This is a genomic window from Micromonospora sp. NBC_00362, assembly GCF_026342155.1.
GTDB classification, from domain to species: Bacteria; Actinomycetota; Actinomycetes; order Mycobacteriales; family Micromonosporaceae; genus Micromonospora; species Micromonospora hortensis.
Genome location: NZ_JAPENH010000001.1, coordinates 6,717,567 through 6,742,411, shown reverse-complemented (window position 1 = coordinate 6,742,411; position 24,845 = coordinate 6,717,567). Strand labels below are relative to the sequence as shown.

The window sequence follows — 24,845 nt, the reverse complement described above, 5'->3', positions numbered from 1 at the left end:
GTTACCTGGCGCACTGCCCTCAACGGCCCCCACAACTTGCCCCGCACGACCCCGCCGACCAGCATGAACAAGCCAGATCGCCGTTTCGCCCAAGGAGACCCGTGCCGATGTCCGACAGCGTCGTGGTGGGTCTCGATATCGGCGGTACGTCCACCCGAGCGACCGTCCTCACCCTCACCGGGCACCGCGTCGGCACCGGCCGCGCCGGCGGCGGCAACCCCACCAGTCACGGCGCTGAACGCGCCGCCGCCGAACTGCTGACCGCGCTCCGCGAGGCGCTCGCCGACGTCGACCCCACGCGGGCGGCCGCGGGCACCATCGGGCTCGCCGGAGCCGGCCGGCTGCTCGCCGACCCCGCCGGGCGGGCCGCCTTCGACAGCGCCTGGCACGACGCCGGACTGCGCTGCCCGTACGAGGTGCACGGCGACGCCCTGGTCGCGTACGCCTCCGGCACCGCCGCCACCGACGGAACCATCCTCATCGCCGGCACCGGCGCGATCACCGCCCAGGTCCACGAACTGCGGCTCGACCGGATCGCCGACGGCCACGGCTGGCTCCTCGGCGACGCCGGCTCGGGCTTCTGGCTCGGTCGGGAAGCCGTACGTCGGCTGCTCGCCGACCTCGACGCCGGCCGTGGGCTGGGCGCGCTGACCACTACCGTGCTCACCGAGATTCTGGGCAGCGCCGACGTCGCCACCCGCCCCCGGGACACCGTCGACGCCACCATCCAGACGGTGACCCGTCGACCCCCCATCGAACTGGCCCGGCTCGCGCCGCTGGTCGTCGACGCCGCCACCCACGGCGACCCGGTCGCCACCGCGCTGATCACCGAAGCCGCCGGGCACCTCACCGAGAGCGTGAGCCGCATCCGCCCCGCCGGGGCGGTGACACCGATCGTGCTCGGCGGCGGGCTGCTCACCGCGGACACCCCGCTCGCCGTCGCCGTCCGGTCCGAGATCGCGCGACACTGGCCGGACGCGCCACTGCGCACCGCCGGAGACGGGGCCGCCGCCGCAGCCTGGCTCGCCGCCCGTGGCCTACCCGAGGTGACCGACCCGGCCGCCCTGCACGCCCGCCTCTTCCCCACCCCCTGAAGCCCTGGGCGCTGGGCGCGCTGCCCCGCCCCGCCCACGCGGCGACGCTTCCGGCCACGATCGTGCTCGACCCAGGATGGAGTGGCCTCGCGCCGCGAGGAGGGAACCACATCCAGGATCGAGCGCGATCAAGGCGCTGGTCGGCACGCCGGGGTGGTGATCGGGATCGGTCAGAGGTGGGTGAATCCTACTTGAGTTGACCTGCGGTGAGGCCGGACTGCACCTGCCGCTGGAAGGCCACGTAGACAGCGAGCACCGGCAGCACAGCGATACTCAACCCGGCGAAGAGCCGAGCGTAGTCGCCGGCGTACCCCTGGCTGACCGACAGCGCGAACAGCCCCTGCGCCAGCATCCACTTGGACTCGTCGCCCTGCAACAACACCTGCGGCAGCAGGAACTGGTTCCAGTGGCTGAGGAAGTTGAAGATCGCCACGCTGATCAGTCCCGGACGCGCCATGGGCAGCATCACCCGGAAGAAGAGCCGGAAGTGACCGCAGCCGTCGACCAGTGCGGCCTCCGCCACCGAGGTCGGCAGGGTCCGGAAGAACGCGGTCAGGAAGAACACGGTGAACGGCAGCGAGTAGGCCGCGTACACGAGGATCAGCCCGAGCCAGGTGTTGAAGAGACCGGCGTTGCGCACCACGAAGAACAGCGGCACCAGGGCGAGGAACACCGGGAACATCAGGCCGCCGACGAACAGGTAGTAGACGACCTGGCGGCCGCGGAACTCGTACCGGGCGAAGACGTACGCGGCGGTGGCGCCCATCAGCATGGTGAGGCTGACCGAGCCGGTCACCACCACCAGGCTGTTGATGAAGTACCGGCCGATGTGCGCGCCGGTCCAGGCCCGCGCCCAGTTGTCCAGGTGCAGCGCGCCGGGAAGCCCCCACGGGTCGGCGAGGATCTCACCGTTGGTCTTGAACGAACTGATGAACATCCACAACAGCGGCAGTACGGTGAGCAGGCCCCAGAGCAGCAGGAAGCCGTGCGAGAGGGCGTTGGCCACGCCGAGTTCCCGGCGTACCGGGCGGTCCCCGCTGGTGACCGGGGTCGGGGCGGTCGCGGTGGGCTGATCCAGAGTGGTCACGAGTACTCGATCCGTTCGCGCCGGCCGACCCGCAGCGACAGCACCGCCACCGAGAGGGTCAGGAAGAACATCACCACGCCGATCGCCGAGGCGTAGCCGAACTTGGTCTCGCTGCCGAAGGCGGTGTCGTACATCCGTACGCCGATCACGTCGGTGGAGAAGTTCGGCCCGCCGTTGGTCATCAACTGCACGAGGATGAACCCGTCCAGGGCGAAGATGGCCAGGTAGACCCAGGCGACCTGGACGGTGTCCCAGAGCAGCGGCAGGGTGACCCGGCGCAGGATGGTGAACCGGGACGCGCCGTCGAGCAGCACGGCCTCGTAGATCTCCTTCGGCACTGCCGACATCGCCGCGCCGAACAGCACCACGTAGAAGCCGACGTTGCTCCAGACCATCACCGCCAGCACGCACCAGAAGGCGGTCGCCGGGTCGCCGAGCCAGGTCGGCGCGGGCAGGCCGACCGCGTGTGCGGCGCTGGTGAGCAGCCCCTGGTTGGGGTGGTACACCTCCTTCCACAGCAACGCGATGATCACCACGGAGAGCACCTGCGGGAAGAAGTAGACGGTGCGGTAGAGCGCGCCGCCGCGTACGCCGGTGACGCCGGCGCTGCCCTTGCGCCCGCCCATGGCGAGCATGGTGGCGAAGAAGAGCCCGAGCACGATGGTCAGCACCGGGACCAGTCCCAGCAGGATCGCGTTGTTCTTCAGCGCGTTCCACACGTAGTCGTCGTGCCAGAGGGTCTTGAAGTTGGCCAGCCCGACGGAGTTGGCGTCGGCGGAGTAGCCGAGCCAGTCGGTGGTGGAGATCTGGAACGCCTGGAGGTACGGCGAGACGACGAAGAACACGTACAGCAGCACCGGTGGCACCAGGAACGTGACGATCAGCGGCCACTTGCCATGTTTCACGAGAGGGACCTCTCCGTTGGGGTACGGCCGGTGGGGGCGGATCTCTCCCCCACCGGCCGGGCGGGTCAGGCCGCTCGCTTGTACTTCTTGATCGAGCTGTCCTGGGCGATCGAGTCGGCGCCCTTCTGGCACTGGTCGAGGAACTCGGCGGGGCCGATCCGGCCGCTGAAGAACTCGCCGCACGCGGCGTCGACGAGGTTGCGCTCCAACTTGCGGTAGAAGTTGTTGTAGACCCAGTTGAAGCCGTTGGCACCGGACGCGTCGAGGGCCTTGACCACCGTGCTCAGCCCGTACGGCAGCTCGACGCCCTCGGTGGCGCCGGCGACAACGGTGAGGCTGGCGACCTTCTTCGTGAAGTCCTGGGCGCCCTTCTTGGAGAGCATGGTCCGGAAGTACTCCAGGCCACCGGCGACGTTGCGGGCCTTGGCGGGCACCATGAACGGCTCCCCGGCGGTGCCCCGGATCGCCTCGAACGGCAGTTTGTCGCCGCTGCCCAGGCTCGGCGTCGGCGCGATGGTCATGTTGAACCCGGCCGGGGTGACGTCCTTCTGCTCGCTCTCCAGCCAGGAGCCGCAGGAGATGAAGGCGGCCTTGCCCTGACACCAGGCGGTCTGCGACTGCTTGTGGTCCAGGCCGGGCGAGCCGTCCAGGATGTACTTGTCCTTGACGATCTGGTGCCAGGCGTCGGCGGCGGCACGCATGGAGTCGGACTTCCAGGCGTTCGGTTCCAGGTTGTCGATGGCGGTGGCCACGGACGGGCCGCCGAACTTGATGGCCGTGGAGATCAGCGGCCAGCTCATGTAGCGCGGGTGCAGGCCGGCGTACGTCCAGGGGGCGATGCCGGCGGCCTTGATCTGCTTGCAGAGCGCGATGTGCTCGTCCCAGGTCTTCGCGTACGACCAGCCGCGGTCGGCGAAGAGCTTGGCGGAGTGCCAGATGCCGTAGGCGGTGTAGGTGTAGTTGAGCACCAGGAACTTGCCGTCGTAGGAGCCGACCTCGACCGCGCCGGGCAGCAGGGTGTCCTTGACCGTCTTGCCGGGGATGTCGAGGCTCGGGGCGGCCAGCAGTTCGTCGAGGCCGGCGAGGGCGTTCTGGCTGACCAGGCCGTTGAAGTCGATCTGGCTGGACCCGGAGTTGTTGACCACGTCCGGCGGGGTGCCGTCGACGAAGCGCGGCTGGAGGGTCTTGCTGATCTCCTGGGTGGAGGAGTGCTTGATCTTCGCCTTCGGGTACTTCTCGGTGTACATGGCCTCGTGGGCCTTGGCGTACTCCTCACCGAACCCGCCGCCGAAGATCACCACCTCGAGTGGGGCGTCCTCCTTCACGCCGAGCGGGTTCTGGGCGCTCTTGGTGCCCTGGTAGGTCTCGGCATCCTTCTTGTCACCGCCACCGCTGGTGGCGCAGCCGGACAGCAGGCCGGCGGCGGGGGTGGCCAGGAGGCCGGCGGCGGCGCTGCGCCGCAGGATGTCACGCCTGTTCATGGGTTCTCCTCGGGTCGGGTCGGGCGGATCGCCGGTCTGTGGGGGAGGCGTCCGCCGCGCGAGGGACGGTAGTTCTCTTCAGTTCATGCTCTGTTGCTGAAGAATTTCTACGACAGCCGGGCTCGGACTTCAAGTCCTGAGGGCCGAACCGTTATCACCACCAGCCGCCGCCGGGTCGCCTAACCTGAGGCGATGCGCCGTCTGCGCCAGCTGGCCGAGCGCACCCCGGCTGGGCGGGAACGGTACGTCGACCTGCTCCGCGCGCTCGCCATCACCATGGTCGTTCTCGGACACTGGAGCGTCACGGTGGTCGGGCGCGACCCCGACGGGCAGGCCACCGGGCACTCCGCGCTCGGCGACCTGCGCTGGGCGTACCCGCTGACCTGGCTGGCCCAGGTGATGCCGGTCTTCTTCCTGGTCGGGGGGTACGCCAACGCGGCCTCGCTGACCCGGCTGCGGGCCCGCGGCGGCGACTCCGCCGGCTGGCTGATCGACCGCAGTGCCCGCCTGGTCCGCCCCACCAGCACGCTGCTGCTGGTGCTCACCGCGGTCGCGGCGGTCGCTTGGCTGCGCGGCGCCGACCCGACCCAGATTCGCGAGGTGTTCTGGTTCGCCACCATTCCGCTCTGGTTCCTGGTCGCCTACCTGGCGGCGGTCGTGCTCACCCCACCGATGTACGCGCTGCACCGCCGCCTCGGCCTGGCCGTGCCGCTGGCGCTCGTCGCGGTGGTCGGCCTCGGCGACCTCGGCCGACTGAACGGGCCGGAGGAGCTGAGTTACGGCAACTACCTGTTCGGTTGGCTCGCCGTCCACCAGCTCGGCTTCGCCTGGCACGACGCCCGCGCCACGCCACCACCTGCCGACCCGAAGACGCCACCGCCCGCGAAGGCCGGCGCAACCGCGCCACCACCTGCCGCGACCGACGCTGCCGGGCCGCCGACTCCCGACCGTCCGGGGGTACGCCGACGGCGGCTGCCCACCTCCCACCGGGCCGGTCTGGCCTTCCTGGGCGGCGGGCTGGGCGCGGTGCTGCTGCTCACCGTCCTCGGCCCCTGGCCGGTGGCCATGCTCAAGGTGCCCGACGAGCGGCTCGACAACGCCGCACCACCCAGCCTCGCGTTGCTGGCCGTCGCCGCCGGCCAGCTCGGTCTGATCCTGCTGCTGCGCGGCCCTGCCGAACGACTGCTGCGCCGCAGCGGGCCGTGGCAGGTGGTGATCGGGGTCAACCTGGTGGTGCTGACCGTCTTCCTCTGGCACCTGACCGCCGCGATCCTGCTGATCGGGTTGCTCGACGCGGTCGGGACGCTGCCCACCCCGACGGTCGACACGGCCGCCTGGTGGGCCTGGCGGGTGCCCTGGTTGCTGCTGCTCAGCGCCGTTCTGGCGGTGCTGGTCGCCATCTTCGGAACGGTGGAGGCGCGCAGCGGCCGCCACCGCACCGGACGGGGGACCCCTCGGGGCACCCCGGCCCGGGCGGCATTGGCGGTGGCCGGCTACGCCGCCGTGGTGGCCGCGCTGCTGATCAACAGCACCACGCCGCAGCAGGCCCCGGAGCCGCTCGGCACGCCCGTCCCGGCGCTGGTGGCGTACCTGGCCGGGGCGGGCGTGCTGCGACTGCTCAGGTCTGGGTGGGGAACCCGAGGTTGACCCCGCCGTGGCGCGGATCCAACCAGCGGCTGGTGACGACCTTGCCCCGGGTGAAGAAGCGCACCCCGTCCTCGCCGTGCGCGTGCAGGTCACCGAAGAGCGACGACTTCCAGCCGCCGAACGAGTGGTACGCCATCGGCACCGGGATGGGCACGTTGATCCCGACCATGCCCACCTCCACCTCGTGCTGGTAGCGCCGGGCCGCCCCACCGTCGTTGGTGAAGATCGCCGTGCCGTTGCCGTACGGGCTGGCGTTGACCAGGTCAACCGCCTCGTCGTACGAGCCGACCCGCACCACGCTCAGCACCGGCCCGAAGATCTCGTCGGTGTAGATCGACATGTCAGGGGTCACCCGGTCGAACAGCGTCGGGCCGAGCCAGAAACCGTCCGGGTCGCCGTCGGGCGTCACGTCCCGCCCGTCCACCACCGGCACCGCGCCGGCGGCGACACCAGCGTCCACGTAGGAGCGCACCTTCACCGCGTGCGCGGCGGTCACCAACGGGCCCATGTCGCAGCCCCGTCGGCCGTCGCCGATGCGCAGACCGGTCACTCTCGCCGCGATCCGCTCGACCAGCGCGTCCGCCACCGGCTCCACAGCCACCAGCACCGAGATGGCCATGCACCGCTCCCCCGCCGAGCCGAACCCGGCGTTGACCGCCGCGTCGGCGGCCAGGTCCAGATCGGCGTCCGGGAGCACCACCATGTGGTTCTTCGCCCCACCGAGCGCCTGCACCCGCTTGCCGGCGGCAGTTCCGCGTTGGTAGACGTACCTGGCGATCGGGGTGGAGCCGACGAACGACACCGCCCGCACCTCCGGGTGATCCAGCAACGCGTCGACCGCCTCGGAGTCGCCGTTGACCACGGTGAGCACCCCGTCGGGCAGGCCCGCCTCGGCGAACCACTCGGCCAGCAGCAGCGCCGCGCTCGGGTCCTTCTCGCTCGGCTTGAGCACCACCGCGTTGCCGCAGGCCACCGCCACCGGCACGAACCACAGCGGCACCATCACCGGGAAGTTGAACGGGGAGATCACCGCGACCACCCCGAGCGGCTGCCGGATGGTGTACGAGTCGACCTCGGTGGACACGTTCTCGCTGAACGCGCCGCGCAGCGCCGACGGCAGGCCGCACGCGTACTCGATGACCTCAAGGCCGCGCTGCACCTCGCCGGCGGCGTCGGCGAGCACCTTGCCGTGCTCGGCGGTGACCACCTCCGCGAGCCGGTCCCGCCGGGTGTGCACCAACTCCCGGAAGGCGAACAGCACAGCGGACCGCCGGGCCAGCGACGCGTCCCGCCAGGCCCGCGCCGCGCGGACGGCGGCCCGCACCGCCACGTCGACGTCCGCTGCCGAGGCCAGCTCGACCTCGGCGGTACGCCGACCTGTCGCCGGGTCGAACACGTCACCGCGCCGCCGCGACGTGCCGTCGACCCGCTTGCCGTCGATGAAGTGACCGATGCTCATGCCGCCACCCCCGCAGCCGTTCGGATCGCGTCGACGAGGATCGCCAGGCCCTCACGGGCCTCCTCCTCGGTCAGCGTCAACGGTGGACCCATCCGCAGCACGTTGCCGTGGAGGCCGCCCTTGCCGGTGAGCAGGCCACCGTCGCGGGCGGCTTCGAAGACCCGGTTGGTCAGCGCCGGATCCGGCTCACTGCCGCCCGGCCGGACGAACTCGACGCCGAGCATCAGCCCCTTTCCGCGTACCTCGGCGACGCAGTCGAGCCCGCCCACCGCGGACCGCAGGCCGTCGGCGAGGATCACGCCGACGCGGGCCGCGTTCGCCTGGAGGTCGTGGGCGATCAGGTAGTCGAGCACCGCGTTGCCGGCCGCCGTGGAGATCGGATTGCCGCCGAAGGTGGAGAAGCTGATGGCCGGCACCGACTCCAGCACCTCGGCCCGGCCGACCACCCCGGCCAGGGCGAACCCGTTGCCGATGCCCTTGGCGAAGGTGAGCAGGTCGGGGGTGACGCCGTGCGCCTGGTAACCCCAGAAGTGCTCCCCGGTACGCCCCCAGCCGGTCTGCACCTCGTCGGCGATGAACAGGATGCCGTGCTCGTCGAGGACCTTCTTCCAGCCGGCGAAGAGCCCGTCCGGCGGGTGCACGAAACCGCCAACGCCCTGGATCGGCTCGGCGATGAGCGCTGCCACGTCACCGGCGGTCTGGGTGGCCAAGACCTCACGCAGGTCCTCCACCGCCGCGTCGACCTGCTCGTCGGCGCTGAGCCGGGCCAGCAGACCACGCACCCGGTCACCGGAGTGCAGCCAGGCCACCTGGAGCGGGTTGAGGCCGCTGGCCGACCAGTTGCGGTTGCCGGTGACGCCCATCGCCGCGTACGACCGGCCGTGGTAACTGTTGCGCACGGCCAGGATCTGGTGCGAGCGGCGGTGGTTGGTGGCGACCAGCAGCGCCGCCTCGTTCGCCTCCGTGCCGGAGTTGGTGAAGAACACCCGGGCGTCCGGGATGCCGGAGCGCTGGGCGATCTTCTCGGCCAGCTCCACCTGTTGGCGGATCAGGTAGAGCGTCGAGGTGTGCGCGATGCCGGTGGCGAGCTGCCGCTCGACGGCCTCCCGGATCTCCGGAATGTCGTACCCGATCATGTTGGTCAGCACGCCGCCGAAGAAGTCCAGGTAGCTGCGCCCCTGCGCGTCGGTGACCCGGCGGCCCGAGCCGGAGACCAACTCGAGCGGCTCGGCGTAGTACAACGGCATCCAGGACGGGAGCACGGCCCGGTGCCGGGCCAGCAGGTCGTCGGTCATCGTGGCAACCCTTCAGCGGCGTTCGTGGATACCGCACGCTCCCACCGCCGGTCGATGCGAACAACTGTCAGCCTGTAGCGCATGGGAGTCCCAACCTGACAGCACGTCAACGGTTTCCACGGCAAGGGTTGGCCTTGACCCATGATTTCCGCAGCACTCATGGGAAAATCCCACTGAATCCGCAGTATGGTCACCCGCCGCTACCCTGGGTCGGTCCACTGTCGCCGGGGAGGCCACACGGTGCGCATCGAAGAGACGGTCGCCGAACTGGAGCGCGTCGCCGCACGCGAGGTGGGCCGGGGCAGCGAGGCGCTGGCCGAACCCGCGGCCGGCGGACTGTTGGCCGCCGCCCGGTCGCTCGCCGCCGGGGCGCCGGACGCCGCGGTGTTCACCGGGTTCTTCATCCCCGGCGCCGAGCCACCCGCCGCGGAGACCGACGGCCCGCTCGGCGCGGTCCAGATCGCCGCCGCGCTGCGCCAGCTCGGTGGCCGGTGCCGGCTCGTCACCGACGAACCCTGCGCCCCGGTGGTCGAGGCGGCCGTCGCCGCCGCCGCGCCGGGCCTGCCGGTCGACGTCGCGCCGCTGCGGGGGTACGAGGAGTGGGCCGCCGCCCTGCTCCCCGAGTACGGCCGGCTGACCCACCTCGTCGCCTGCGAACGGGTCGGGCCCGGGGTGGACGGTCGGCCCCGCAACATGCGCGGCGAGGACATCGGCGCGCACACCGCACCCCTGGACCGGCTCTACACCTCCGGGTCGGCCTACCGGATCGGCATCGGCGACGGCGGCAACGAACTCGGCATGGGCCTTCTGCCGGCGGACCTGATCGGACGGGTGGTCGCCTCGGGCGAGCGGATCCGGTGCGTGGTGGGCGCTGACGCGCTGCTCGTCGGCGGCACGTCCAACTGGGCCGCAGCCGCCCTCGTCGGCGCGCTGTCACTGCTCCGCCCGGATGTGCCCCAGCTTCGGACGCTGCTGGAGCCCGCCTGGTCGTACGACCTGCTGACCGCGATAGTGCGCGCGGGCGCGGTGGACGGCGTACGCCGACGCCCCACGCTCAGCGTCGACGGCCTCGACTGGCCCGCGTACGCCGAACCGCTCATCCGGATCGCCGAGCTGGTCAGGGAAGCCCGGTAGGTGTCTGTGGCTCGGTAGCCGGCCGCAGTGACCTCGGCGGGCGGCTCGCCGCTCGCGCGTGCGCAACCTGTCGGGGGCGCAACGGCAGGTGCAGGGCGGCTGCGACCACAGCGAAGGCCGCCCAGCCGGCGCCCAGCGCCGCGGCCGACGAGACGTCCTGGAGGTAGTGGTACGCGGTGAGGAAGCCGACCAGCGCGAGGCTGTTGCGAGCGAAGTGCCGACTGAACTCGGCCAACTGCCGGCGGGCCTCGACGGCGACCAGCACCCCCGAGTACGGGAACGTCACCACCATGCCGCGCAGCACCGCGCCGAGCAGTTGGGTGAGGACCGCCCCAACGAAGATCACCACCAGCTTGAGCAACGCCGGCAGCCCGTCCGGGCGGGTCTCCGCGACGGCGACCGTCTCCTCAGTGGGAGCACCACGTCGGCGGGCACGGCGGCGCAGCCACAGGATGGCCGCCAGCCAGAGCACGAGCGTGCCGGCGAGGGCCACCTCGAACGGAATGTGGACGGCCAACAGGCCGGCGCTCAGCGCCACGTAGACGCCGATCCCCGCGACGTCGGCGAGCAGGATCGGCCAACGCCACCGCCGGTGGGTGACCGCCACTGTGACGAAGAAGAGATTGAGCCCGAGCACACCGAGCACCTGCGCGCCGTCCACCCGATAGTCGGTGGTGAGCAGGGCGAGCGTCATCGGCAGCGGCAGGCTGTAGACCAGCGCGCGGAGCCGGACGGAGCGGATCACGCTGACCGCCCATACCACTGCCGTCACCAGCAGGACCGCGCTCAACGTCATGGCTCACCCGTTCCCGCCCCGGTGGGGGCCGTCAGTCCTGGAAGGTCGCGGCGTTCGCGCAGCTGTCGAACACGCGGGTGAGCCGAGCGACGTCCGTCCGGTTGACCGAGAACTGATTCTCGCCGATCTCGCCGTGCGCGGTCATGTGGGCCTCCCAACAGCTCGACCCGTCCCAGAGCGTCAAGTTCACGTGCAGGTGCGGACTCACCACCCCGATAGGCAGCAAACCCACCCGCGCCCCGGCCGCGCGTTGCTTCTCCACCAGGGCGGACAGATCGTCGGTCAGCGTGGCGTAGACGAAGACCCGGGTGATCTGGACACCCCGTTGCAGGGCCTCCACGTTGGCCTCCCAGTAGCGCCGGCCGATCTCACTGCGCCACCAGCTCAGCTCCCCGCTCACCCGAGGCATCACGTTCGTCAACCCGTCCAGCCGGCGTACGCAGGCGCGGGTCGCGCCGACCAGATCCTCGTCCTCGTCACCGCGCCGGATGATCCGACCGTCAGCGAGCTGCTCGGCCTCCAACCGGAACTGCTCGTAGCGCCGCTGCGCCTCCACCGCGACCCGGGTGCCCGCGTGCTGCTCGGCCGCCTCCCGCATCGCCCCGGCCAGCTCAGTGGTGGTGCGGACCAGCCAGGGCGGGCCGTCCAGCAGCGTGCGCAGGTGGAAGCGGCGCTCCGCGCGGGCCAGCGAGTCGACCAACAGCGAGATGGTGATGCCCATCAGACCGGCCAGCAGCGACTCCACCCCGGAGGCGGCGTTGCTGAGGTCGAGCACGATGCTGAGGGTGATCGACAGCGTGATGCCGACCAACGCCACCGGGTCGGTGTGCGCCACCAGCCGGACGAAGCCGGCGGTGGAACCGCCGCCCTCCCGTAACCGCTGACGGGCCACGTCACGGTTCATCGAGATCCCCCAATCAGCCGCTCTCGCCAGCGTAGACAGCAACCACAAGCACCGGCCCCACCGCGGCGGGCCGGTAGCATCCGGCTGTGCACAGAGCGGACGCGGCGCCGTCGACCGGAACGGACGACGAGCGGATCACGGCGGAGATCCAGACCTGGGTCTGCTCCACCCCGCTCCGCGGCCTCGTCGCCCACTTCGGTGGCCGCTGGCCCGACGGTGACCTCACCGACGTGCTCCGCTTCCTCGACGACTTCTCCGCCCGCCACTGGGACTTCCGAGGCGGCCGGGAACGGCCCGACGCCCGGGAGCCCGACCTCGACCCGGCCACCGCGACACTGGTGCTCGACGCGGCTGCCACGCTCGGGCTGATCCACCCGGTGCCACCGGCCCGGTCGGCGTACGCCCACCTGGTGGTGCTCGGCGGCCTGGCGCACGCCTGCGTACGCCGCGTCGGCTACGCCGCGCACCTGCTCCGCGCCGGCCTACCGGTGAGCGGCGAGGTCGCCGTCCTGGGCAGCTTCCGGCCGCTGTCGAACGGGGAACGACGCACGCTCGCCGAGGCGGGCCTGCCGGCCGACGAGACCGAGGTGGACGTGCTGGACACGGCCGTCCGCCGGGTGTTCGAGGTGGCCGCCCCGGCCGAGCAGGCCGGCGTCGACGCCGGCCACCCACACCACTCCTGGTCGTCGCGGACCTACCGACCGGACGGGCTGCCGCCGATCCGGGTGCTGGCCGCGCCGTCCAGCGAACCCGACCAGCGGCGGGCCCACACCGCCGACACCCAGCGGTTCTGGGCCGGCCACGTCCGGCTCGCGCCGGGCGACAAGGTCCTGATGGTCACCGCGCCGATCTACGTGCCGTTCCAGCACTGCGACGCGCTACGCACGCTGGCCGTGCCGTACGGGTGCGCCATCGACACGGTCGGCGTGGACCCGACGCTCGCCGACCTGGCGGTGCTGCCCGAGCAGACGCTCACGCCGGGGCGCTACCTCCAGGAGATCCGCTCGGCGATCCGCTCGATGCGTGCCCTGCACGCCGGGCTTCACCCGCGCTGACGTGGAAGGCCAGGCCCGTCGGCTGAGCCGGGCTCAGCGGGCGGTGTCGGCGACGGCCTGGGCGAAGACCTCGGAGCGGTGCTCGAAGTTGCGGAACCGGCCGTAGCTGGGCGCGGCCGGGGACAGCAGCACCACCCCGCCGGCCGGGGTCACCTCGCGGGACAGCCGGACCGCGTCCACCAGGTCGTCGACCAGTTCGGTACGCACCTTCGGCAGGCCGGCGAGCACCTCGACGATCCGGGTGCCGCTGTCCGGAATCCCGATGACTGTCAGCTCCCGCTCGGCCAGGTGCTCGGCCAACGGCGTGTAGTCCAGCCCTCTGTCGTTGCCTCCGACGATCACCGTCAACGGCCGCCCGTCGTACGCGTCGATGGCGTGCATGGCCGCGTACGGGCTGGTGGCCAGTGTGTCGTCGACGAACGTCAGCCCGGACGGGTCGGTGATCTCGGTGAGCCGGTGGGCCAGCCCCTGGAACTCGGCGACCGCGACGGCCAGGTGGTCCTTGCCGGCTACCACGTCCACGCCGAGCGCGTCGAGCACGGCGAGCGCGACACAGAGGTTGCCCTCGTTGTGCCGGCCGACCAGCGGCAGCACGGCACGCGGGAAGAGCGGCTGGTCACCGACGTGGAACCACTGCGTGCCGTCGACGCCGGTGGCGACGTGGGTGGTGTCGGGGCGACCGGCCCGGATCGCCGACAGCTCACCCAGCTCCGCGGCGAGCCGGGGGTCGCCGCCGTTGACCACGATCGTCTGCGGGTCGTGGGCGAGCAGGTTGAGCTTGTCCCGGTAGTACTCCCGTTCCCCACCGTGCGCGTCCAGGTGCTCGGGGAAGAGCGCGGTGACCACCGCCACCCGGGGCGAGTCGGTGAGGTCGCTGCACTGGTAGCTGGACAGCTCCAGCACGTACAGCTCCGCGTCCGGCAGGTCCAGGGTCGGCACCCCGATGTTGCCGCCGAAGACGTTCGGTTTGCCCATCGCGGTGAGCAGGTGACTGATCAGGCTGGAGGTGGTGCTCTTGCCCTTGCTGCCGGTGACCCCGACGGTGCGCGCGGCGTGGTCGGCCATCCACAACGCGGTGCCCTGGGTCACCAGGATCCCGCGGCGACGCAGCTCGATCAGCCACGGGTGGGTCTGGGGCACGCCCGGGGAGCGGACCACCACGTCGGCGGCGGCCAGCCGTTCGAAGCCCGCCTCGCCGGTGACCAACGGCGCCGCCTCGGCCAGGGGGCCGTCCCAGGGCAGCGACAGGAAGTTCGCGCTGTCGTCCACGGCGACCAGCTCGGCCGGGCCGTGCGCGGCGATGGCGGTCACAGCGGCCCGGCCCTCCCGACCGGTGCCCCAGACGGCGACGGTACGTCCGCGCAGGTCAGAAAGGCGCACGGGGCTCTCCTCGTGGGTCACGGCGGCGGCAGGGCGGGCCCGGTCCGGACACGGCCGGACGAACCAGGGCCTAGTATGGCGTGTGCCCAACGAGCAGCTCCGGCGGATGGACGCCTTCACCTTCCCGTCCTACTCGATCGACTTCGCCACCGGCGAGGTGTTGTTCGACTACGCCCTGACCGGCCCGGCCGGTGAGCAGCGGTTCACCGAGGTGATCACGCTCCCGCTGCCGGCGGAACCGCCCTCCGACGAGACGGTGGCGACCCTCGACCGGGTGTTGGAGGTGCTGCACCTCGTCGCCGGGGTCAGCTACTACAAGGCCGCCGCGCCGCCCCGACTCGTGCTGCCGGCGCCGCTGGGCGCGGCCACCGTCGACTACGTCACGACCGTCTACACCAAGGGCCTCGCTGAGTACGCGTACCGCAACCAACTGCCGCACGTGCTCGAGCTGCGCCCGGAGGTTCCGGCCGGCACCCCGGAGTCGCCCCGGGTGTACGACGACTCGGACCGTCGCCCGCTCTCGGCGGTCGGCGGCGGTAAGGACTCGATCGTCAGCCTGGAGGCGCTGCGCCGCGCCGAGCTGGACCCGGTGCCGTTCTCGGTCAACCCGAACCACGTGATCGTCGCTGTCAACGAGGCGTCCGGGCTGGTCCCGCTGGCCGCCCGGCGGCGCATCGACCCGGTGCTGTTCGACCTGAACGCGGCCGGCGCGTTGAACGGGCACATTCCGGTCACCGCCATCAACTCCCTGATCGCGGTGGCCACCGCCGTCCTGCACGGGCTGGGCCCGGTGGTGATGTCCAACGAGCGTTCGGCGTCCGACCCGAACCTGGTCTGGAACGGCCACGAGATCAACCACCAGTGGTCCAAGGGCGTCGAGGCGGAGGGGCTGCTGCGCGCGTCGCTGGCCGAGCACGCCGGCCTGACCGACCCGTACTTCTCCCTGCTGCGTTCGTTGTCCGAGCTGCACATCGCGCGGCTGTTCGCCGAGTTCACCAGGTACGACGACGTGGTGACCAGCTGCAACCAGGCGTTCAAGCTGCGCGACGCGAGTGAGCGCTGGTGCCGTGACTGCCCGAAGTGCCGCTTCGTCTTCCTGGCCATGGCGCCGTTCATGCCGCGCGAGCGGGTGGTGGGCATCTTCGGGGGTGACCTGCTGGCCGACGAGTCGCAGATCCCCGGCTACCGCGAGTTGCTGGGCGTGGACGGGCACAAGCCGTTCGAGTGCGTGGGCGAGGTCGAGGAGTCGGTGGTGGCCCTCGGCCTGCTCGCCGAGCAAGACCAGTGGCGCGACGCCCCGGTGATCCAGGCCCTGGTCGACGCCGTCCCGGAGACGGCCTGGTCCGCGGTGGCCCACTCGGACGTCTTCACCCCCGGCGGCCCCAACCACATCCCACCCACGTACGCCAAAGCCCTGAATTCCCTCACCTGACTCGGAAGTGGGCCCACTTTCCCCAGTCGGCCCCGCCCCGCCCCGCCCCGCCCCGCCCCGCCCCGCCCCGCCCCGCCCCGCCCCGCCCCGCCCCGCCCCTGGGGAGTGTGCCCCTGCTCCTTTGGAGCTGATGTCGTAAACGAATCAGGGCGCGGTTGAGCCGAGCCGGGCCGGGCCGACCCGAGCCGACCCGAGCCGAGCCGAGCCGACCCGACCCGAGCCGAGCCGAGCCGAGCCGGGCCGGGCCGGGCCGGGCCGCGCGATTCGTTCACGACATCAACTCGATAGCGTGCCGGCCCTCTATGCCACCACTACGCCAGGCCGACCCCGCCCCCGTCGATCATGGCGTTCTGGTGGGCGCAATAGACGTTTTCGCGCCTTCTGCCGCCCACCACAACTCCTTGATCGACGCGGGCGGGGCTTGGGTGGGGTGGGGTGGGGTGGGGTTAGGGGGTGCGGACTGCTTCCAGGGCAAGTAGGGCTACGTGTAGGGAGAGGCTGGCCTCCACCGAATCCAGGTCCACGTCGAGGATGCGGGCGATGCGGGCCAGGCGTTCGTAGAAGGCCGGCCGGGACAGGTGGGCGGCGGCGGCGCCGGCAGACTTGTTACGGCCCTGCTCCAGGTACGCGCGCAAGGTGTCGAGCAACTGTTCCCGGGGGTGCCGAGCGTCGTACTCCAGTAGCGCGCCGAGTTCGCGTTCCACGAACGTCTGCAGGCGGGGCTCGTCGCGCAGCAGGTGCAGCAGCCCGGCCAGGCCGACGTGCGGCAGCCGGAAGGTCGGTAGGTCACGCCGGTCCCGACGGGCCGCCTCGGCGATCTGCCGCGCCTCGACCAGCGACCGGCGGGCCTCCCGCAGGGTGCCCACCCCGGAACCGGCGGCCACGATCACGGCACCCGGGCCAGCGCCCCGGAACGGGTCGACACCGACCCCCGACCGAGCGGCCTCGACACCGGACGCCGCGCGGGACGCATCTACGCCGAAGCCCGTACGGGCCGGATCGGCGCCGACCGCCGCACGGGAAGCGTCGGATGCGGGACGGGACACGTCGACGCCGGAGGCGGCCCGCGCCGGTTCGACACCGGGCGCCGGTCGGCCGGTGCCGGCGTCGAGGCGTACCCGACGAAGGGCGCTGGCGAACGCGGACAGCGCGCGATCCTCGGCGGCCGGGTCCGGCAGGGCCAGCAGCGCGCCCACCGAGTGGTCGTCGACGGCGCTGGTCAGCGCGGTCAGCTTCGCCTCCCGCAGGGCCTGGCCGACCGCCTCGGAGAGATCACGTAGCCGGGCCTGACCGGCCTCGGGGCCGACCTCCCCCGCAGGGTCGTCGGCGCGGTGCCGGACCATCACGCCGACCAGGTGCCGTCGGTCGAGCACCACGCCGAGCGCCTTGGCCCGCAGCCCCACCTCGTCCACCGGACGGGAGTGGTCCAGCAGCGCGGTGAGCAGGGTGCGGTGGATCTGCCGTTCCAGGCCCTCGGCGTCGCGGCGGATCAGCCGGCCCAGCGCGAGGGTGGACGCGGCCCGCTCGATCAGGATGGTGAGCCGGGTCGGCGAGCCCGCTGCCGGTTCGACGGCCCGGGCGCTGGGCACGTCCCCGCTGGCCGGCCAGCGCAGCAGCAGCCGACCCCAGTCCTGCCCCCGAGCGCCGACGGTGGTCACCAGCCAGCCGCTGTCCGCGTCGTACGCGGTCCGCCCGGCCGGGCGGATCCGCCGGGAGTGCTGCTCCCAGCCGTCCAGCAGCAGCTCAGCGCTCTCGCCCGCCGGGTCGTACCCGAGCACCTGCCGGGACAGGTTCTCCAGCACCACTGGGCAACCGGACAGCTCGGCGGCCTGGCGGATCACCTCGGCGGCGTCGGCGCCCTCGACGGACAGGTCGTTGAACCGCTGGTGGATCTCCTCGGTGGCGCGTAGCTCGGTGAGCTGCGCGTCGACGATGAGCGCGTGCACCGCCTCGGTGATCCGGACGAACGGGGTGGCCCGGCGCAGCTCCACCAGGGGCAGCCCACGCCGTTCGGCGGCGGCGGCCATCACCCGCGGCACACCGCTGACGTACCGGCGGCCCAACTCGACGACGAGCCCGGAGACTCCGACGTCGGCGAGATCACCGATGAAGGCGCGTAACCCGGCGTCGTCCCCGGGCAGACCGATGCCGGTGGTGAGCACCAGTTCGCCACCGCCGAGCAGGGTGGCGATGTCCGGCACCTCGGCGACATGCACCCAGCGGACGGGTCGGTCCAGCCCTTCGTCGCCGGCGACGACGCGTGGCGCGCCGTGGCGGACCGGGTCCAGGGCGAGGACCTCACGGACGGTAGGGAACACGGCCGCCACGCTACCGTCCGTGACGCCGGAACTCGACTTGCCACCGGCGCGAGGGGTCAGTCGACGCCGAACTCCATGGCGGCGCGGTCGAGCGCCTCGTCCTCCGCCGAGGCGACGCCCCGGGACGCGATGGCTTCCGCGCCACCCTCGGGCATCGCGCCGATCAACCCGGTCGAGGCGGCCTGCGCGGCCCCGATCATCCGCTGCGGGTTCCCGCCGCCGACCAGGCCGAGGGAGGCGTACTGCTCCAGCTTCGACCGCGAGTCGGCGATGTCCAGGTTGCGCATGGTGAGCTGACCGATCCGGTCCGACGGGCCGAACGCCGAGTCCTCGGTACGCTCCATCGACAGCTTGTCCGGGTGGTAGCTGAACGACGGGCCGGTGGTGTCCAGGATCGAGTAGTCCTCGCCCCGGCGCAGCCGCAACGTCACCTCGCCGGTGACCGCCGTGCCGACCCACCGCTGCAACGACTCGCGCAGCATCAGCGCCTGCGGGTCCAGCCAGCGGCCCTCGTACATCAGCCGACCGAGGCGGCGACCCTCGTTGTGGTAGTTCGCCAGGGTGTCCTCGTTGTGGATGGCGTTGACCAGCCGCTCGTACGCGTAGTGCAGCAGCGCCATCCCGGGCGCCTCGTAGATTCCCCGGCTCTTGGCCTCGATGATCCGGTTCTCGATCTGGTCCGACATGCCCAGGCCGTGCCGGCCGCCGATGGCGTTGGCCTCCAGCACCAGGTCGACGGCGCTGCCGAACTCCTTGCCGTTGATCGTGACCGGGCGACCCTGGTCGAAGCCGACGGTGACGTCCTCGGCCTGGATCTCCACCGACGGGTCCCAGAACCGCACACCCATGATCGGGTTGACAGTCTCGATGCCGGTGTCGAGGTGCTCCAGGGTCTTCGCCTCGTGCGTGGCGCCCCAGATGTTGGCGTCTGTCGAGTACGCCTTCTCGGTGCTGTCCCGGTAGGGCAGGCCGCGTTCGAGCAGCCACTCGGACATCTCCTTGCGCCCACCCAGCTCGGTGACGAAGGCGGTGTCGAGCCACGGCTTGTAGATGCGCAGCATCGGGTTGGCCAGTAGGCCGTACCGGTAGAACCGCTCGATGTCGTTGCCCTTGAAGGTCGAGCCGTCGCCCCAAATCTGGACGTCGTCGGCGACCATCGCCCGCACCAGCAGGGTGCCGGTCACGGCGCGGCCCAGCGGGGTGGTGTTGAAGTACGCCCGCCCGCCGGTGCGGATGTGGAAGGCGCCGCAGGTCAACGCGGCCAGGCCCTCCTCGACCAGGGCGGCGCGGCAGTCGACCAGGCGGGCGACCTCGGCGCCGTAGCTGAGCGCGCGGCCGGGCACCGAGGCGATGTCGGGCTCGTCGTACTGGCCGATGTCGGCGGTATAGGCGCAGGGAATGGCGCCCTTGTCGCGCATCCACGCGACCGCGACCGAGGTGTCGAGGCCGCCGGAGAAGGCGATGCCGACACGTTCGCCGGTGGGCAGGGAGGTGAGAACCTTGGACACGGGGAAAATTATGCAATAGAACGCATGGCCATGCAAGCCGAAGGGGTCTACTCGCCGCCGAAAGGCGGATCCTCGCGGCCCAGCTCCCAGAACGCCACCGCCGCCGCGGCGGCCACGTTCAACGAATCCACGCCACGCCGCATCGGAAGGACCACCCGCACGTCGCTGGCGGCCTGGGCCGCCGCGGTGAGCCCTGGCCCCTCGGCGCCGAGCAGCAGGGCCGCCCGCTCACGCTGCGCCGGGGTCAACCGCTGGATCGGTACGGCGTCCGGCGCGGGCGTCATGGCGAGCACCGTGAAGCCGGCCTCCCGCACCTGGTCCAGGCCCTCGGGCCAGCGGTCGAGCTTCGCGTACGGCATCGCGAAGACCTCACCCATGCTGACCCGGACACTGCGCCGGTACAGCGGGTCGGCGCAGGACGGCGACAGCAGCACCGCGTCGATGCCGAGCGCGGCGGCGCCCCGGAAGACCGCCCCGAGGTTGGTGTGGTTGTTCACGTCCTCCAAGAGCACGACCCGGCGCGCGGCGGCGAGCACCTCGGCCGCCGTCGGCAGCGGCCGGCGGTGGAACGACGCCAGCACCCCCCGGTGTACGTGGAAGCCGGTGGCCCGTTGCAGCACGTCCTGTGTCGCGGCGTAGACCGGCGCGTCGCCGGTGTCCAGGTCGGCGAGCTGGTCGACGCGCTTGGCGTCGACCAGGTACGACCGGGCCGGGTAGCCCGCGCGCAGCGCCCGGCGCAGCACCAGCTCCCCCTCGGCGATGAACAGGCCGTGCGGTGGTTCCCAGCGGGTGCGCAGCTCGACGTCGGTGAGCGCTCGGTAGTCGGCGATCCGGTCGTCGTCGGGGTCGGTGATCTGGTGGACGGGCACCCGACGATTCTGCCGGACGCGGAGCAGTGCGCTTCGACGCCCGTCCGGCGGGGTGTTTTGTCCGAAGAAGAAGGGGAATGACCGGCGGGCATCGGACGGAACGGGAAGGACCAGCCAGGTGAGCGCAGACGACACCACGGCGGGCGAAGCGGGCACTCTGCCCCGGCGTCCGACCGTCGCCGACCACATCGTGTCGCGACTGTTCAGCTGGGGCGTACACCGTTACTTCGGCTATCCCGGTGACGGCATCAACGGCATGACCTCCGCGCTGCAACGCACCAACGGCCGCGCCCAGTTCATCCAGGTCCGCCACGAGGAGACCGCCGGCTTCGCCGCCTCCGCGCACGTCAAGTACGGCGGCGGGCCGCTGGGCTGCGCGCTCGTGACCAGCGGACCGGGCGCCATCCACCTGCTCAACGGCCTGTACGACGCGAAGCTCGACCACCAGCCGGTGATCGCCCTGGTCGGGCACACCGCGACCACCGCCGAGGGTGGCGGCTACTACCAGGAGGTCGACCTGCTCGCCCTCTACAAGGACGTGGCAGCGGCGTTCCTGGCCCAGCTCGACCACCCGGCGCAGGTACGCCACCTGGTCGACCGGGCGTGCCGGACGGCGCTGGCCCGGCGCACCGTCACCGCCCTGATCCTGCCCCTGGACCTCCAGGACGAGCCGGCCGTACCGAACCCGCCGCACGCGCACGGCTACTACCAGACCAGCAACGCGCCGAGCAGCACGCCGACGGTGCCGCCCGAGGCGGACGTACGCCGGGCGGCCGAGGTGCTGCGCGGCGGGCAGCGGGTGGCCATGCTGGTCGGCCAGGGTGCCCTCGGCGCGCGCGACGAGGTCCGCGAGATCGCTGATCGGCTCGGGGCCGGCGTGGCCACAGCGCTGCTCGGCTTCACCGCCGTCGACCACCGCGAACCCTGGGTAACCGGCGCGATCGGGCTGCTCGGCACCCGACCGAGCTGGCAGCTGATGAGCGGCTGCGACCGGCTGCTGATCGTGGGCAGCAACATGCCGTACTCGGAGTTCTATCCGCAGCCCGGGCAGGCCCGCGCGGTGCAGATCGACCTGGACGGCACCCAGCTCGGGCTGCGCTACCCAACCGAGGTGAACCTGACCGGCGACGCCCGCCCCACGCTGCGGGCGTTGCTGAACGAGCTGGGCCCCGGCCCCGGGCCGACCGCCTGGCGGGCGGAGGTCACCGAGGCCACCTCGGCGTGGCGTCGGGTGCAACACGACCTGGCCGAGCAGGCCGCCGACCCGGTCAACCCGCAGTTGCTCTTCCACACGCTGAACGAACGGCTGCCCGACGACGTGCTGCTCACTGTCGACTGCGGCACTACCACCGCCTGGTACGCCCGACACATCCAGGTACGCCCCAGCATGCTGGCCAGCCTCTCCGGCACGCTGCTGTCCATGGGCGGCGCCATGCCGTACGCGTTGAGCGCCAAGTTCGCCCACCCGGACCGGCCGCTGGTCGCGCTGATCGGCGACGGCGCCATGCAGATGAACGGCGTCAACGAGCTGATCACCGTGGCGAAGTACTGGCGCAGCTGGACCGACCCACGCTTCGTGGTGCTGGTTCTCAACAACCGGGATCTGGCGTTCGTCAGCTGGGAACAGCGCTCCACCGAGGGGACGCCGATGTTCCCGGACAGCCAGCAGTTGCCGGACATCGCCTACCACCAGTGGGCGGAAGTGCTCGGGCTGCACGGCGAGTTGATCGACTCACCGGATCAGGTACGCGACGTCTGGGACCGGGCGCTCACCGCCGACCGGCCGGTGGTGATCAACGCCCTGGTCGACCCGGCGGAGCTGATGCTGCCACCGCACTTCACCGTCGAGCAGGCCCGCAAGACCGCAGCGGCGGTGCTGCGCGGCGACACCGACTGGGCCGGAATCACCCGCCGCGGCCTGCCAGCCACCCTAACCAGCTACCGCCCCCGCCGCCGCGACCGCTAACCCCGCCCCCGCCCCCGCCCCCGCCCCGGCCCCGGCCCCGGCCCCGGCCCCGGCCCCGGCCCCGGCCCCGGCCCCGGCCCCGGCCCCGGCCCCGCGATCTTGCACTTTCTGCGCCGACAAAAGGGGGCAAACGAGTCCTTGTCGACAACCGAAAGTGCAAGATCGCGGGGGTGAGGGCGGCAGGGCGGGAGGGCGGGAGGGCGGGGGGTTAGCCTCGGCGGTCTAGCCAGCGCTGGAGGGCTGAGCGGGGGTCGTCGGTGGTGGGGTCCTGCCGACGTTCCGGGACCTTTGGGCGCTCCACCGGGCGGTGCGGGTCGCCGGCCAGCTCGTGGCTCGGGGCGGCGAACGCCTTCTCCGGCTGACCCTTGACGGCGGTGGCGATGACTCGGGCGACCGCGTCGATCACCTTCGTCTGCACCGCCGAGCCCACCGAGTCGGCCGGGTCGTCCGGGTTGGCGGCGATACCGGCAACAGCGACCTGCGGGGTGAAGCCGACGAACGTCTCGGTGGAGTTCTGCTCCGAGCTACCCGTCTTACCGGCCACCGGTCGGCCGTCGAGGATGTCGTTCACACCGGTGGCGGTGCCGCCGTTGCACTGCCCGAACGCCGACTGCTGACCCACCGGGCAGCGCGCCGCGTCGGTCGCGGCACGGGCGACGTCGGCGTCGAGCACCCGCTTGCAGGAGGGCTGCCCCACCGGCACCTTCGTGCCGTCCGCGCCGGTCACGGAAACCACCGGCACCGGCGTGCAGTAGGTGCCCTCGGCGGCCACCGTGGCGTACGCGTTGGCCAGGTCCAGCGGGGTGGTCGCCGCCACACCCAGGGTGAACGAACCCCAGTTCGCGGCGTTGTTCTTGGCGAAGGCGGCGTCCGAGTCGGCGCGGAACGTGATGCCGAGCCGCTGCGCCATCTGGACCACCTTGTCCTGGCCGACCTGCTCGGCCAGCCAGACGAAGTAGGTGTTCACCGAGCGGCCGAAGCCGTCCCACATCATCCGGTACCCGTCCATCCAGTCCGGGTTGGCGTTCGCCGGGCACCAGTGGCCGTCACAACTGCCCGGCCCCTCGGCGGCGTACCGGGTGGGCAGCTTGGCGGGCGCGTCGAAACCGGTGGAGAGGGTACGGCCCGACTCCAGCGCGGCGAGCATCGTGAACAGCTTGAACGTCGAACCCGCCTGGTACCCGTCGACGCTGGCACCGCCGGAGATCAGCGGGTTGACGGTGTTCGGGTAGTTAGCCTGCCCGGCCGGGTTGTCGGCGAGGCTGTAGTGCCTGTTGACCGCCATCGCCAACACCCGCCCGGTGCCCGGCTGGACCGCCGCGATCGGCAGGGCGCGCTTGTTGTCGTAGGAGTAGACCTTGGTGGCCTGCTGCTGCGCGGTGGCCTGGATCTTCGGGTCCAGCGAGGTGACCACCGTGTAGCCGCCCGAACGCAGTGCCTGCTCGCGCTCCGCGACGGTGGCCCCGAAGGCCGGCTGGGTCAGCCACCACTGGCGCAGGTAGTCGCAGAAGAAACCCCAGTCGTCGTGGCCCTGGGAGACAGCGGTGCAGCCGTTGGGCTGAGCGGTGGCGTGCAGGGCCAGCGGCTCCGCCTTGGCCTGGGCGGCCTGCGCGGCGGTGATCGTGTTGGTGGCGACCATCGAGTCCAGCACGTACGACCGGCGGGTCAGCGCCTCGTCCTTGTCGCCGCTGATCGGGCTGTACGCGTCCGGGGACTGCACCAGACCGGCCAACAGGGCCGACTCGGCGAGGGTCAACTGCGCCGGGGGCTTACCGAAGTACCGCTGGCTGGCCGCCGCGATCCCGTAGGCGCCGGAGCCGAAGTAGGCGATGTTCAGGTACCGGTCGAGGATCTCGTCCTTGCCGAGGCTCTTGTCCAGCGCGCTCGCGTACCGGATCTCCTGGATCTTGCGGCCCACCGTGGGATCGGTGGCGGCGGCGCGCTCCTCGGCGGTGCGCGTGGGGTCAGTCTTGAGCACGTTACGGACGTACTGCATGGTCAGCGTCGAGCCGCCCTGCTCGGTGCCGCCGCCCTTGACGTTGGCCACCAGCGCCCGGGCCAGACCGCGAAGGTCCGCGCCACCGTGGTCGTAGAAGCGTCGGTCCTCGGCCGCCACGATCGCCTGCCGCATGACCGGGGCGATCTCCGAGAGGGGGACGTCGGTGCGGTTCACGTCGTAGAACGTGGTGATCAGCGTCTTGCCGTCGTTGGCGTAGAGGTACGAACGCTGCGGCGTGGCGGGGGTCTTCAGCGAGGCCGGCAACGCGGCGTACGACCCGAGCGCGGAGCGGGCGGTGAGCCCGAGCAGCAGGTTGCCCGGCAGCGCGGCGACGGCCAGGACAAGCCCGGCCAACACGCCGGCGAGCAGCACTGTGAACAGCCGCGACAGCGGCGAGCGGGGGGCGGCCATGCTCCCCAGGATTGCCATGAAAGCCGCCAACCGACCACCCCCACCCCGCGATTGTCAGCAACTTCACGCCCACCCACCAGCCAACTCCCACCCCCGCGCCCTGCA

The 24,845-nt window shown here is 71.7% G+C and carries 18 protein-coding genes; 6 read left to right on the top strand and 12 right to left on the bottom strand.

Going from position 1 to position 24,845, the window contains the following annotated elements:
* The first annotated feature begins 107 nt into the window (after window positions 1-107).
* The gene (locus tag OG992_RS31155) at window positions 108-1,094 is read left to right on the top strand and encodes an N-acetylglucosamine kinase (protein WP_266305008.1); all 987 of its coding nucleotides are present in this window, start codon (window positions 108-110) and stop codon (window positions 1,092-1,094) included.
* A 187-nt stretch (window positions 1,095-1,281) separates the two neighbouring features.
* On the opposite strand, the gene OG992_RS31150 is transcribed toward OG992_RS31155, so the two are convergent.
* The 3 genes from OG992_RS31150 to ngcE form a co-directional block, all read right to left on the bottom strand.
* A complete protein-coding gene (locus OG992_RS31150; protein ID WP_266305007.1) occupies window positions 1,282-2,181 on the bottom strand; it encodes a carbohydrate ABC transporter permease in 900 nt (299 codons plus the stop codon).
* Window positions 2,178-3,086: a carbohydrate ABC transporter permease gene (locus OG992_RS31145; protein ID WP_266305006.1), complete on the bottom strand. Its 909-nt coding sequence runs from the start codon at window positions 3,084-3,086 to the stop codon at window positions 2,178-2,180. Before OG992_RS31145 ends, OG992_RS31150 begins: the two co-directional genes overlap by 4 nt.
* 65 nt (window positions 3,087-3,151) lie before the next feature.
* Window positions 3,152-4,567, bottom strand: a complete 1,416-nt coding sequence (ngcE, locus tag OG992_RS31140) for an N-acetylglucosamine/diacetylchitobiose ABC transporter substrate-binding protein (RefSeq protein ID WP_266305005.1) — start codon at window positions 4,565-4,567, stop codon at window positions 3,152-3,154.
* Between the two features lie 192 nt (window positions 4,568-4,759).
* On the opposite strand from ngcE, the gene OG992_RS31135 reads away from it, so the two are divergent.
* Complete coding sequence (locus tag OG992_RS31135) at window positions 4,760-6,214, top strand: acyltransferase (RefSeq protein WP_266305004.1); 1,455 nt, start codon at window positions 4,760-4,762, stop codon at window positions 6,212-6,214.
* Here the strand turns inward: OG992_RS31135 and OG992_RS31130 are convergent.
* Window positions 6,186-7,673 carry a CoA-acylating methylmalonate-semialdehyde dehydrogenase gene (locus OG992_RS31130; protein ID WP_266305003.1) on the bottom strand — a complete coding sequence of 496 codons (1,488 nt, stop codon included), beginning with the start codon at window positions 7,671-7,673 and terminating at the stop codon, window positions 6,186-6,188. The two genes, OG992_RS31135 and OG992_RS31130, sit on opposite strands and share 29 nt — an antisense overlap.
* Complete coding sequence (locus OG992_RS31125; protein WP_266305002.1) at window positions 7,670-8,968, bottom strand: aspartate aminotransferase family protein; 1,299 nt, start codon at window positions 8,966-8,968, stop codon at window positions 7,670-7,672. Before OG992_RS31125 ends, OG992_RS31130 begins: the two co-directional genes overlap by 4 nt.
* 240 nt (window positions 8,969-9,208) lie before the next feature.
* On the opposite strand from OG992_RS31125, the gene OG992_RS31120 reads away from it, so the two are divergent.
* Window positions 9,209-10,102, top strand: a complete 894-nt coding sequence (locus tag OG992_RS31120; RefSeq protein ID WP_266305001.1) for a glutamate cyclase domain-containing protein — start codon at window positions 9,209-9,211, stop codon at window positions 10,100-10,102.
* Here the strand turns inward: OG992_RS31120 and OG992_RS31115 are convergent.
* Both OG992_RS31115 and OG992_RS31110 read right to left on the bottom strand, forming a co-directional pair.
* Window positions 10,086-10,898, bottom strand: a complete 813-nt coding sequence (locus tag OG992_RS31115) for a hypothetical protein (protein WP_266305000.1) — start codon at window positions 10,896-10,898, stop codon at window positions 10,086-10,088. The two genes, OG992_RS31120 and OG992_RS31115, sit on opposite strands and share 17 nt — an antisense overlap.
* Window positions 10,899-10,929: 31 nt before the next feature.
* Window positions 10,930-11,802, bottom strand: coding sequence for a hypothetical protein (locus OG992_RS31110; RefSeq protein ID WP_266304999.1), 873 nt, complete (start codon window positions 11,800-11,802; stop codon window positions 10,930-10,932).
* An 86-nt stretch (window positions 11,803-11,888) separates the two neighbouring features.
* Between OG992_RS31110 and OG992_RS31105 the strand changes: the two genes are divergently transcribed.
* A complete protein-coding gene (locus tag OG992_RS31105) occupies window positions 11,889-12,857 on the top strand; it encodes a hypothetical protein (RefSeq protein WP_238687066.1) in 969 nt (322 codons plus the stop codon).
* Window positions 12,858-12,890: 33 nt separating this feature from the next.
* Here OG992_RS31105 and murD read toward each other — a convergent pair whose 3' ends face one another.
* Window positions 12,891-14,237: a UDP-N-acetylmuramoyl-L-alanine--D-glutamate ligase gene (gene murD / locus OG992_RS31100; protein ID WP_266304998.1), complete on the bottom strand. Its 1,347-nt coding sequence runs from the start codon at window positions 14,235-14,237 to the stop codon at window positions 12,891-12,893.
* Between the two features lie 82 nt (window positions 14,238-14,319).
* Here murD and OG992_RS31095 point away from each other — a divergent pair, with 82 nt between their 5' ends.
* Window positions 14,320-15,669 (top strand): hypothetical protein, encoded by a 1,350-nt coding sequence (locus tag OG992_RS31095; RefSeq protein WP_238687064.1) that lies wholly within the window; start codon window positions 14,320-14,322, stop codon window positions 15,667-15,669.
* A 446-nt stretch (window positions 15,670-16,115) separates the two neighbouring features.
* Here OG992_RS31095 and OG992_RS31090 read toward each other — a convergent pair whose 3' ends face one another.
* The 3 genes from OG992_RS31090 to OG992_RS31080 are packed head-to-tail and all read right to left on the bottom strand — an operon-like array spanning window position 16,116 to window position 20,391.
* The gene (locus OG992_RS31090) at window positions 16,116-17,996 is read right to left on the bottom strand and encodes a PucR family transcriptional regulator ligand-binding domain-containing protein (RefSeq protein WP_266304997.1); all 1,881 of its coding nucleotides are present in this window, start codon (window positions 17,994-17,996) and stop codon (window positions 16,116-16,118) included.
* A gap of 47 nt (window positions 17,997-18,043) precedes the next feature.
* Complete coding sequence (gene argG / locus OG992_RS31085) at window positions 18,044-19,495, bottom strand: argininosuccinate synthase (protein WP_238682615.1); 1,452 nt, start codon at window positions 19,493-19,495, stop codon at window positions 18,044-18,046.
* 47 nt (window positions 19,496-19,542) lie between these two features.
* Entirely contained in the window at window positions 19,543-20,391 is an 849-nt protein-coding gene (locus tag OG992_RS31080; RefSeq protein ID WP_238682682.1) for an RNA methyltransferase, read from the bottom strand.
* Between the two features lie 91 nt (window positions 20,392-20,482).
* Here OG992_RS31080 and OG992_RS31075 point away from each other — a divergent pair, with 91 nt between their 5' ends.
* The gene (locus OG992_RS31075; protein WP_266304996.1) at window positions 20,483-22,330 is read left to right on the top strand and encodes a thiamine pyrophosphate-requiring protein; all 1,848 of its coding nucleotides are present in this window, start codon (window positions 20,483-20,485) and stop codon (window positions 22,328-22,330) included.
* Between the two features lie 208 nt (window positions 22,331-22,538).
* On the opposite strand, the gene OG992_RS31070 is transcribed toward OG992_RS31075, so the two are convergent.
* Window positions 22,539-24,740: a transglycosylase domain-containing protein gene (locus OG992_RS31070; protein WP_266304995.1), complete on the bottom strand. Its 2,202-nt coding sequence runs from the start codon at window positions 24,738-24,740 to the stop codon at window positions 22,539-22,541.
* Window positions 24,741-24,845 lie beyond the last annotated feature (105 nt).

Bases quoted from the DNA above. Each gene is read 5' to 3' on its own strand.
- OG992_RS31155 (WP_266305008.1), top strand. From the start codon at position 108: ATGTCCGACAGCGTCGTGGTGGGTCTCGATATCGGCGGTACGTCCACC.
- ngcE (WP_266305005.1), bottom strand. From the start codon at position 4,567: ATGAACAGGCGTGACATCCTGCGGCGCAGCGCCGCCGCCGGCCTCCTG.
- OG992_RS31135 (WP_266305004.1), top strand. From the start codon at position 4,760: ATGCGCCGTCTGCGCCAGCTGGCCGAGCGCACCCCGGCTGGGCGGGAA.
- OG992_RS31130 (WP_266305003.1), bottom strand. From the start codon at position 7,673: ATGAGCATCGGTCACTTCATCGACGGCAAGCGGGTCGACGGCACGTCG.
- OG992_RS31125 (WP_266305002.1), bottom strand. From the start codon at position 8,968: ATGACCGACGACCTGCTGGCCCGGCACCGGGCCGTGCTCCCGTCCTGG.
- OG992_RS31115 (WP_266305000.1), bottom strand. From the start codon at position 10,898: ATGACGTTGAGCGCGGTCCTGCTGGTGACGGCAGTGGTATGGGCGGTC.
- OG992_RS31110 (WP_266304999.1), bottom strand. From the start codon at position 11,802: ATGAACCGTGACGTGGCCCGTCAGCGGTTACGGGAGGGCGGCGGTTCC.
- OG992_RS31070 (WP_266304995.1), bottom strand. From the start codon at position 24,740: ATGGCCGCCCCCCGCTCGCCGCTGTCGCGGCTGTTCACAGTGCTGCTC.